Annotated in this window: 8 protein-coding genes and 1 tRNA gene; 5 read left to right on the forward strand and 4 right to left on the reverse strand. The window is 41.6% G+C overall.

Annotation, left to right across the window (positions count from 1 at the left end; translation table 11 throughout):
- Nucleotides 1–68 precede the first annotated feature (68 nt).
- Nucleotides 69–2,021, reverse strand: coding sequence for an LTA synthase family protein (locus CHU92_RS02160; protein ID WP_094412145.1), 1,953 nt, complete (start codon nt 2,019–2,021; stop codon nt 69–71).
- Between the two features lie 137 nt (nt 2,022–2,158).
- Here CHU92_RS02160 and CHU92_RS02165 point away from each other — a divergent pair.
- A tRNA-Cys gene (locus CHU92_RS02165) sits at nt 2,159–2,229 on the forward strand.
- A 36-nt stretch (nt 2,230–2,265) separates the two neighbouring features.
- Here the strand turns inward: CHU92_RS02165 and CHU92_RS02170 are convergent.
- From CHU92_RS02170 to rnr, 3 genes are read right to left on the reverse strand one after another with little or no spacing between them, the layout of a single operon-like run.
- Nucleotides 2,266–2,958, reverse strand: a complete 693-nt coding sequence (locus tag CHU92_RS02170; RefSeq protein WP_094412147.1) for a LysE family translocator — start codon at nt 2,956–2,958, stop codon at nt 2,266–2,268.
- A gap of 57 nt (nt 2,959–3,015) precedes the next feature.
- Entirely contained in the window at nt 3,016–3,687 is a 672-nt protein-coding gene (locus tag CHU92_RS02175) for a head GIN domain-containing protein (protein WP_094412149.1), read from the reverse strand.
- A 28-nt stretch (nt 3,688–3,715) separates the two neighbouring features.
- Nucleotides 3,716–5,896 (reverse strand): ribonuclease R, encoded by a 2,181-nt coding sequence (rnr, locus tag CHU92_RS02180; RefSeq protein ID WP_094412151.1) that lies wholly within the window; start codon nt 5,894–5,896, stop codon nt 3,716–3,718.
- A 172-nt stretch (nt 5,897–6,068) separates the two neighbouring features.
- On the opposite strand from rnr, the gene CHU92_RS02185 reads away from it, so the two are divergent.
- The 4 genes from CHU92_RS02185 to CHU92_RS02200 all read left to right on the forward strand — a co-directional run bounded on the left by CHU92_RS02185 (nt 6,069) and on the right by CHU92_RS02200 (nt 9,438).
- Nucleotides 6,069–6,308, forward strand: a complete 240-nt coding sequence (locus CHU92_RS02185; protein ID WP_094412153.1) for a putative signal transducing protein — start codon at nt 6,069–6,071, stop codon at nt 6,306–6,308.
- A gap of 588 nt (nt 6,309–6,896) precedes the next feature.
- Nucleotides 6,897–7,325, forward strand: a complete 429-nt coding sequence (gene rpiB, locus CHU92_RS02190; protein ID WP_094412155.1) for a ribose 5-phosphate isomerase B — start codon at nt 6,897–6,899, stop codon at nt 7,323–7,325.
- A gap of 10 nt (nt 7,326–7,335) precedes the next feature.
- A complete protein-coding gene (locus tag CHU92_RS02195; RefSeq protein WP_165764567.1) occupies nt 7,336–8,241 on the forward strand; it encodes a cation diffusion facilitator family transporter in 906 nt (301 codons plus the stop codon).
- Between the two features lie 294 nt (nt 8,242–8,535).
- Nucleotides 8,536–9,438: a histone deacetylase family protein gene (locus CHU92_RS02200; RefSeq protein WP_094412157.1), complete on the forward strand. Its 903-nt coding sequence runs from the start codon at nt 8,536–8,538 to the stop codon at nt 9,436–9,438.
- Nucleotides 9,439–9,615: the final 177 nt, after the last annotated feature.

Below are 9,615 nucleotides of genomic sequence, written 5' to 3' on the forward strand. Positions count from 1 at the left end.
CCTATAGGCGGCGATGTAGAGGCAGTAACAGTACAGCTTGAAGAGTACAGGACATAAAAAAACAGGGTTTATAGCCCTGTTTTTTTGTTCTTTTTAATTTTGTATTTACTGTCATTATACAAATTATAAGCGGCCGTAACATGGGCCAGTGCATCGCGGGCCAGCTCATTATCAAGCTTTACCGGCTGCATAACCGTATCATTAAGTAGCCGGAACTGCAGCGGTTCTTTGCCGGGCTGGAGTATTACTACCTGGTCTTCTACCCTAAAGGCATTTATATCATGGAACTGCATTATAGCCCTGCCTTTGGTATCAGGCTTACAATTAAATATATTACGTCCGGGCATAGGTGTCTCAGCTTTTATGCCTAAAAGGCTAACAAGTGATGGCGGAAGATCAATCTGGCTGCACAGTTTATCATATTTTTTGCCTTTAGGCACGTTTGGCCCTATCACAAGCGCCGGAATATGGAATTTATTTACCGGCACAAGGTTGTTACCGTATGTCCTTGTATTGTGGTCAGCCACTACTATAAAAATGGTATTTTTAAAATAATCTTCCTTTTTGGCAAGTTCAAAAAATTTGCCTATTGAAAAATCAGCATACTTCATTGCATTGTTCACCGTGTTCTTCTTTTTATCATACAGTGTGATCCTGTTGTCAGGAAACTCGAACGGCTCATGGTTTGAAGTGGAAAACATCAGTGAAAAAAAGGGTTTCCCTTTTTGAGATTTAAAATAATCATTTGCCTTTACTGCCAGGTCTTCATCACTATAGCCCCAGGTACCTTTCAGCGCATATTTCCGGCCATCATTATCAAAATCTTCTTCATCAATAATATTTTTAAAGCCGTTTCCGTTAAAAAAAGACGCCATATTATCAAAATTGGCCATGCCACCATAAATAAAACTGGTATCATAACCCCGCTGTTTCATAAGATCAGCCAGCGTAAAAAAGCCTGTCTGGGATTTACTGAGCTTTACAACACTTTCTGAAGGTGAAGGCAGAAATCCCGTAACCACTGCTTCGATACCTCTTACGCTTCGTGTACCTGTACAGTACAGATTAGTAAATAATAAACCCTCTTTGGTAAGCTTGTCAAATTCCGGTGTCAGGGGAAGCCCGCCCAGCGCACCCACATATTCAGCGCCAAGGCTCTCCTGAAGGAAAATAACAAGGTTATAAGGCTTATCAGCAGTAGTGCCAGGGGTTTGCAGGTGCAGTAGTGGAATATCAGCATCGGTAAATTCGGCATCTGTTGCGGTCATGTATTTCTTTACCCTGGCATAGGCTTCTGCTGCTTCCATTTTACCATACATTTTTACTGAATTATCTTCATTTTTCAGTGAGTAAGCCGCAAAAGCCACAGTGTAAAAGGAATTAAGCCCGAGGCAGTTGGTAAGCTGGTCAAAAGAAAAAACAGCATTGCTGGCATTAATAGGCCTTTTTGAAGTAAGGCTCGACCTTGCCCCGAAAAATACCATAAAACCGGCCATAGGAAGTATCATCAGCTTGTATTTCCAGGCAACAGGCATACTGCCAAATAGCAATTTACGCTTCCTTATCATTAAGAACAGGAACAAGGCGCCTACAACAACTGTGACTACAATAGAACCAAGGTAGCTTTTTAATAAAGTACCTGCGACCTCTTTAGGATAGATGAGGTAATCCAGGAATAACCGGTTAGGGCGCGTGTCGTATTGCTTTATGAAGTCAGGGCTGGACAGCTCCATAAGCAATATAAGCGACAGGAAAAGGATAAAATACACATTGAGGAATGCCCTGAAATATTTTAGGTATTTATCCGGTATAAGTGATAGCAGTGCAACAGGTAAAAATGATAAATAACAAAGAAGTATAAGGTCAAAACGCAGGCCGTTGGTAAATAAATGCCAATATTCGGGTGTTTGTTGTATCCGCTCACTAAACATTAAAAACAGGATAACCCTGCTGATGGTTGTTATACATAATCCTACTGCAATAAAAATTGCAACGGGCCTAAGGTGCCTGAACTTCTTCATCTTAAAATTTTACTAATAAATAGTTAACTAATTGTTAAATATTAAATTTCAGGCAAGTATAGGAATTTTAAAATTTAGGTGCAATTTTTCTTGCGTTAGTGTAAAATATATGTAAATTTGCCAACCACTCAAATAATGGCATCGTGGCCGAGGGGCTAGGCAGAGGTCTGCAAAACCTCGTACAGCGGTTCGAATCCGCTCGATGCCTCAACAAAAAAAGCTATCGGTTTATCGATAGCTTTTTTTATTCTGATGCATTTTTTTCCAGGGTTTCTAATGCTGAGTTAACCATTTTCCTTTCTCCGGGCGACCATCCTTCCACTAAGAGCGCCACACCAAAAATGATTAGGATTATACAGATAATTTTCTTTATCCTGATGATATTCTTAGCAGTCAGTTTACTCCGTAATTGTTTGGCCAGAAGTATCTTGAAGAGGTCAGTTATAAAATAAGAGGCAATAACCGAAGTAAAGAAAACCAGCATGCGTGTGGGCTTCATGTCAAGCTTGGGCCCTATTGTAATAATAATGGCAAGCCAAAACCCTAATACACCAATATTTATGAAGTTAAGAAGGAACCCTTTTAGGAAAAGGCTTAAATAGTCTTTGCGGATAATCTCCCGTGAATCATCATCAATAATCTCATTTTTGGAGGCCCGGTTTACTTTTACCAATGAGATGATGCCGTAAGTAAGCATAATGAGCCCGCCGAAAACAAAAAGGGCGGGCTCATCTTTAATATTTTGTATCAGCCTGTAGCTGCTGAAATACGCAATAGCAATAAAAACAGCATCAGCCAGTATAACACCAAGGTCAAACACCATCGCTGCCCTAAATCCTTTTATTACGCTGGTTTCCAGGAGAACAAAGAAAACAGGCCCAACCATAAAACTCAGGAAGAAGCCTAAGGGAATGGCGGTTAAAATATCGTCAATCATGAATTGCGGTTAAAACCCGCAATTTAATATTAAAATATGTAATGCGCCAAAAAAGTGTTAGCCCCTTATGTCAATACTTCCTCCGGCTGTAGTTTTTTTATTAACCTGCTTAGGGCTGCCAAAAATAGCTATAGTACCACCGCCCATAGTCCTTGCGTCAACCAGCTCCGTGGCATTCACGTCAGCCTCCCCTCCGATATTGATTGAAACTGTAGTTTGTGAAGTTGCCATATTCCTGGCTTTTAAAATACCACCGGTATGAATTTTTACATCCTGGTTTGAAGCCCTGCCGGCAAGCTCAATTTCGCCTCCTGTACGCAACTTTGCCTCAACTTTCTGCACATCAAGGTTCAGCTTTATTTTAGCGCCCTCTTTGGAATTAAGATTCATTGAGGTTACTTTAAAAGTATCGTCTGAAACTACGTAAGCGCCTTCACTGGCTTCTACTTCATCAATAAATTTATAGTATACCGTAGCCGTAATATCTTCACCCTGGAGTAGTTTGGTCAGTTTCATGCGGATCTTAAGGTCGCTGCCTTTGGTTACAATTTCCACATCATCAGCCCTGGAGCCTGATACTTCAATCCTGTTTTCATTTGATTTGACCAGTTTCACACTAATCTTGTCAAATACCCTTACCTTCGAAAAATCACCAAGGTTTTTTGTTACATCCTGTGCACCGGCTGTGGTAAATACAGCTAAAAACGCAGTTACAATAAACTTTTTCATAATTATAATTTTTTAGTTGTTGACAATTTTATTCGTTCTTCCTCAAGTAGTAGAAATCAAGCTGTTTTTTAACCAGGTCGGCATTTTTAACTTTTACATATACCTCATCACCAAGCTGCAGCAAGTTGTGCGTCACTTCCCCTACAAGGGCATATTGTTTTTCATCAAAGGTATAGTAGTCATCCTTAATTTCACGGATGCGGCACATACCTTCGCATTTGTTTTCAATAATCTCAACATAAATGCCCCATTCCGTAACACCTGATATTACACCAAGAAACTCCTGGTCCTTATGGTCTATCATGTATTTCACCTGCATGTACTTAATGCTGTCGCGCTCTGCATTGGCAGCCAGGTTTTCCATATTGGATGAGTGGGCACATTTTTCTTCATATACTTCATCATCTACTGATTTTCCTCCGTCCAGGTAATGTTGCAGCAACCGGTGTGCCATAACATCAGGATAACGGCGTATAGGTGATGTAAAATGCGAATAATACTCAAATGCAAGGCCGTAGTGGCCAATATTCTGGGTAGAGTACTTAGCCTTGCTCATACTCCTTATGGTAAGGGTATCCACAAGGTTCTGTTCCTTTTTACCATGTGCTTCTTCCAGCAGGTTATTTATGGATTTAGCCATAGCTTCTTTCGATTTAAAGCTGATGCTGTAGCCAAACTTTGATATCACGGTTTGCAGGTTGATCAGCTTATCCTGGTCCGGTTCATCATGTATACGGTACACAAAAGTTTTGTTTTGCTTTCCTATAAATTCAGCAACTTTTTTATTAGCCAGGAGCATAAATTCCTCGATAAGTTTGTTTGAATCTTTGGCTTCTTTAAAATATACCCCTACCGGTTCCGCCTGCTCATTAAGGTTGAACTTAACTTCTACTTTATCAAATGAAATAGCTCCACTGGCCATACGCTTTTTACGCAATATTTTTGCCAGCTGGTCCATTTTCAGGACGGCATCTTTGATTTCATCACTTACGGTATAGTCTTTACCCGATAAAGAAGTTTCAGCCGGTATGGCATTGCCTTTAGTTTCAATAATATGCTGGGCTTCCTCATAAGCAAAACGCTGGTCAGAGTATATAACCGTACGCCCAAACCATTGCTTCTGTACTTCCGCTTTTTCATTTAATTCAAAAATGGCAGAAAAAGTATACTTTTCTTCATGAGGCCTTAAAGAACACGCAAAGTTGGATAGTACTTCCGGCAGCATGGGCACAACCCTGTCAACCAGGTAAACCGATGTGGCACGGTTATAAGCCTCTTCATCCAGTATAGTGCCTTCCTGCACATAATGCGAAACATCGGCAATGTGGATGCCAATTTCATAATTACCGTTCTCCAGCTTTTGGAAAGATAATGCATCGTCAAAATCCTTTGCATCCCGGGGGTCTATAGTAAAAGTCAATACATCGCGCATATCCCGGCGCCTTGCAATCTCTTCCGGATGTATGGCTGTGTCCAGCTTTTGTGCAAAGGCTTCTACTTCTACAGGAAAATCATAAGGCAGTCCGTATTCAGCCAGTATGGCATGCATTTCGGTATTATGCTCACCCGGCTTGCCCAATACCTGCAGCACCTCGCCAAAAGGGCTGTCGGCTTTTGCAGGCCAGTCTTCTATCCGTACAAGCACCACATCGCCATTTTCAGCTTCTCCAAGCTTGTTTTTAGGAATAAAAATATCAGTATACATTTTAGGGTTTGCGGTGGCTACAAAAGCAAAATTCTTCTGTATATCAATCACGCCTACAAATTCAGTTTTATGGCGTTCCAGTATCTCCACCACTTCTGCTTCAGGCCTGCGTCCCCTCCTGCGGTTATAGATATACACCTTAACCCTGTCCCCGTCAAGTGCATGGTTAAGGTTATTGGTAGGTATAAATACATCATCTTCAACCTCGGGCGATACGAAATAGGCTGTTTTACGTGTGGTCATGTCAATAGTGCCCTCCACGTAATCAGCTTTTGAAATTACCCTGTACTTTCCTTTATCGGTCTCTTCTATTTTTTCTTTCGAAGCCAGGTACTGCAGTTCTTTTATGATCTGGTTGCGGCTGTTGGTGTCATTAAGCTCCAGTACTGCCGCAATCTGTTTATAGTTAAATAATTTATTAGGGTTCTTTGACAGTACCTTAAAAATCTTGTGTGAGAAATCTTTCTCTTTTTTTCCGGATGGTTTTCCGTTTTTCTTACTCATAAATGCTATCTAAATATTGGTGAAAATTACGAATTAACCGCAGATAAAACCCTATTTTTAAACAAATAATAACTTTTCTTACAGGAGTGGCAGTTCCTGAACCTATAAGTTAACATTACAAAATGGTACAACTGCCGGTAAATATTACCTATCTTTATACAAATCAAGATAAATGGAAGAATTTGTAACCGCAGCGGTATTCAGCTACCCACACGAGATCACGATACTGAAACACCTTCTTGAAGAGGCCGGCATACGCTTCGTTTTCCGCAATGAAACGATGGCTTCAGTAGCCCCTATGTATTCTTTTGCCCTGGGAGGGATCCGGCTTATGGTACACCCTAACGATTTGGATACCGTAAAACAAATCCTAAATAACTTTGAAAATAACAGCAGCCTTACTATCGTGTAGTTTTCAACAACTATTAAAATCAAAAAAAATATTCTTTTTAAAATTTTAATTTTTTGATGGTTATTATGTAGTGTTGATAAGGCTGAAAACTTTTTCAGATAAAATTGCTTTTTAATTTATTATTACTTTTTAAGGAGATGTCAACAATGTTAAGGGAATGTAAATTGCTGGCTGTTAGTATATATAATATTTTTGATTTTAGTTTATCAACAACCGTTAATTTCACTATTACCTGTTATGGTTTTAATAAGTTTACCTGTTAATTTTTGTTAATAAAAGCTGTTAACGTTTTCATAACATTCTCTTAAAAAAGTATAAATAATTTTTGAAATCCGGTAATAATTTTGAATTAGCAAAAAATATGTACCAAATAAAATATTCTTTAAATTTTCATTGATAAGTTGTCAACAAGTAATGTTAATTTAAACGTGCCTGAAATGCAGGAGGTTTTATTTTTTATCAACATCGCTAAATTTTAACATATATGTTATGTAAGTACTTCATTTTCAAATGTTATTATTATGTATGTAGGCATAGCATGTTTGCTTATTCTTGGTAACTTTGCCACTCAACATAACACACAACAACATGAAAATTTCAATTGGCAATGATCACGCAGGGCCTGACTATAAGAAAGCTATTGTAAAGCACCTGGAAGAAAAAGGGATCGAAGTAATTAATCATGGTACAGATACTTCTGACAGCGTTGATTATCCCGATTTTGTACACCCCGTAGCCAGTGATGTAGAAAATGGTGTGGCCGATTTTGGCATCATTATCTGCGGGAGCGGCAACGGCGTAGCCATGACGGCCAATAAACACCAGAAGATTCGTGCGGCACTGTGCTGGACCAAGGAAATTTCGGCGCTGGCGCGCCAGCATAACAATGCCAACATCATCAGCATTCCGGCACGTTTTACCGCCATACAGCAGGCTGTAGAAATGGTTGATACCTTCCTGGACACACAGTTTGAAGGCGGCCGCCACCAGAACCGAATCGATAAAATTTCCTGCTAATATATTAATTTTGAGCCAAAGCCAACCGATACACAAGCACAACGTGGGCGGAAAGAACCTGATTCTTTCCATCCTGCTTAATATCCTCATAACGGTAGCCCAGGTAGTGGGCGGGCTTATTTCCGGCAGTCTCGCATTATTGTCTGATGCGCTGCATAACTTTAGCGATGTGGTTTCGCTTGTTATCAGCTATGTGGCGCACAAGCTGTCCAGGCGCAAAGCCTCCAACACGCAGACATTTGGTTTAAAGCGCTCCGAGCTTGTGGCCGCTTTTGTAAACTCGCTTACACTTGTGGTGCTGGCCATCTACCTTAGCTACGAAGCCATCACCCGGTTTTACCAGCCGGTCTTCATACAGCCGGGACTGGTAATATGGCTGTCCGTTTTAGGGATTGTAGCTAACGGCTTATCGGTGCTGTTGCTGCAAAAGGACGCCGGCCATAACCTGAACATGAAATCGGCGTACCTGCACCTGCTTACAGACATGCTGGCCTCGGTAGCCGTTCTGGTGGGCGGGCTGATGATGAAGTATTTCCAGCTATACTGGGTAGACAGCCTGATGACGCTGCTTATAGCTATTTATTTATTAATAGTAGGCGCCGGCCTGCTGAAGCGCTCCACCAAAATGCTGATGCTTTTTACGCCGGAGCATATTGACATTAAAGAAATTGTGCGTGAGGTGCACAAGATACCCGGCGTAAACAAGCTGCACCACATCCACGTATGGCACCTTAATGAGGAAGAGCTGCACCTGGAGGCGCACCTGGACTGCTCCGAGGATATTACCATGACACAGTTTACCGCATTATCAATAAAGGTAGAAGGCCTGCTGTATGAAAAGTTCGGGATTAACCATGTGAACATACAGCCGGAATTCCACAGGGAAGACCCCAAGGATTTTATTGTGCAGGATTGATTATTTATTCATATTGATTATTATCCGTTAGCTGTTGCTTGTCAGCCGGTATCTCCTGACACCTTCTCAAAGCGTCTGCTACCCACTCATCTTGTCGCGGATTTATCCTGATAATCTATAAGCATCGATTAAGCACTCCAGGTAAATTAGCTATTATACCTTTAAAAGGTGTCAAGGCTTTGAAATAAATTTATGGGTCATAGAAACCTCTTTTATATAAACTTACAAATGCTTGTATAATACAATTACCTACAGCCTGTTTATAAAAAAATTTATACTACCTACATTTGCACCATGCTGCCCATTGCCTACCACCCCATATACAAGCACCCGCTGCCGGAGGGCCACCGCTTCCCGATGATGAAGTATGAACTGCTTCCCCAGCAGCTGCTGCACGAAGGAACCGCTGCCGAAAGCGACTTTTATGCCCCCGGCCTCCCCGACATGCAGTATGTGCTGGCCGCGCACCGGCAGGAGTATGTGGACGACCTGCTGAACATGACGCTTGACCCCCGTGCCGCCCGGAAAATAGGATTTCCGCTTTCGGCAGCGCTGGTAGAACGCGAACTGCATATAGCACAGGGCACTATATGGGGAAGCGAAGCGGCTTTGCAGCACGGCGTTGCTTTTAATATTGCGGGCGGCACACACCACGCCTACAGCACCCACGGCGAGGCTTTCTGCCTGCTGAACGACCAGGCCATTGCCGCGCAGTACCTGATTGCGAACAAACTGGCAAAGAAGATACTGATTGTAGACCTCGATGTACACCAGGGAAATGGTACTGCCGAGATTTTTGCCGGCGACCCTGCCGTGTTTACCTTCAGTATGCATGGCAAATCCAACTACCCTTTTAAAAAAGAGACCTCTGACCTTGACATTGCCCTGCCTGACAACACTACTGATGCCGAGTACCTGGCCCTGCTGGAGGCCACCCTGCCGAAGCTTATAGGCCAGCAAAAGCCGGACTTTATATTTTACCTTTGCGGGGTTGACATCCTGGCTTCGGACAAGCTGGGCAAACTGGCCTGCACCCCCGAAGGCTGCAAAGAACGCGACAGCTTCGTGCTTAGCCTGTGCCACCGGCTGCAGATACCTGTACAGTGCAGCATGGGCGGCGGCTATTCTCCGGACATAAAAACTATTGTGGAAGCGCATGCCAATACTTACCGGGTGGCCGCTCAGGTTTATTTGTAAAAGGCTGAGCAATGTTTAATATTTTGTTAAACAAATAAGACATTTACAGTATATCTTTCCCAAATCAAAATTCTATTACAGCAGTATTATAAGCCATAATTTTTATAATTTTATAAAATTATAAGTAATATTTTTTAGTACACGACAAAAAATATAATTGATTAAAAATCAATAAAA

It is taken from the genome of Flavobacterium cyanobacteriorum (genome assembly GCF_002251835.1).
Taxonomy (GTDB): Bacteria; Bacteroidota; Bacteroidia; order Flavobacteriales; family Flavobacteriaceae; genus Flavobacterium; species Flavobacterium cyanobacteriorum.

Bases quoted from the DNA above. Each gene is read 5' to 3' on its own strand.
- CHU92_RS02160 (WP_094412145.1), bottom strand. From the start codon at position 2,021: ATGAAGAAGTTCAGGCACCTTAGGCCCGTTGCAATTTTTATTGCAGTA.
- CHU92_RS02170 (WP_094412147.1), bottom strand. From the start codon at position 2,958: ATGATTGACGATATTTTAACCGCCATTCCCTTAGGCTTCTTCCTGAGT.
- CHU92_RS02175 (WP_094412149.1), bottom strand. From the start codon at position 3,687: ATGAAAAAGTTTATTGTAACTGCGTTTTTAGCTGTATTTACCACAGCC.
- rnr (WP_094412151.1), bottom strand. From the start codon at position 5,896: ATGAGTAAGAAAAACGGAAAACCATCCGGAAAAAAAGAGAAAGATTTC.
- CHU92_RS02185 (WP_094412153.1), top strand. From the start codon at position 6,069: ATGGAAGAATTTGTAACCGCAGCGGTATTCAGCTACCCACACGAGATC.
- rpiB (WP_094412155.1), top strand. From the start codon at position 6,897: ATGAAAATTTCAATTGGCAATGATCACGCAGGGCCTGACTATAAGAAA.
- CHU92_RS02200 (WP_094412157.1), top strand. From the start codon at position 8,536: ATGCTGCCCATTGCCTACCACCCCATATACAAGCACCCGCTGCCGGAG.